Genomic DNA, 621 nt, shown 5'->3' on the forward strand with positions numbered 1-621 from the left:
TCTTATAGGTAGGTACTTCAACGAACTATTCCGTCAGTTCGCGGCGCTTTCATCACTCCGTCACCCCATCACAGTAATTAGTAGTACGGGAATATTAACCCGTTAGCCATCGACTGTCCCTTTCGGGTTCGCCTTAGGACCAGACTAACCCACAGCTGATTAGCATAGCTGTGGAAACCTTAGTTTTTCGGTGTGCGGGTTTCTCGCCCGCATTATCGTTACTTATGCCTACATTTTCTTTTCCAGCCAGTCCAGCATACCTTACGATACACCTTCAACCCTGCTGGAATGCTCCCCTACCACTTAGAGTAAACTCTAAATCCATAGCTTCGGTAATACACTTATGCCCGATTATTATCCATGCTCGTCCGCTCGACTAGTGAGCTGTTACGCACTCTTTAAATGAATGGCTGCTTCCAAGCCAACATCCTAGCTGTCTGGGCAGACAAACCTCGTTCTTTCAACTTAGTGTATATTTGGGGACCTTAGCTGATGGTCTGGGTTCTTTCCCTCTCGGACTTGGACCTTAGCACCCAAGCCCTCACTGCTGAGAAACATTATATAGCATTCGGAGTTTGTCAGGAATTGGTAGGCGGTGAAGCCCCCGCATCCAATCAGTAG

1 rRNA gene is annotated in these 621 nt (G+C 47.7%); it reads right to left on the reverse strand.

Annotation, left to right across the window (positions count from 1 at the left end):
* Positions 1 to 621 (reverse strand): 23S ribosomal RNA (locus AC4FQ3_RS22790); the annotation flags it as partial.

This window comes from Flavobacterium sp. AK-345 (assembly GCF_058310175.1).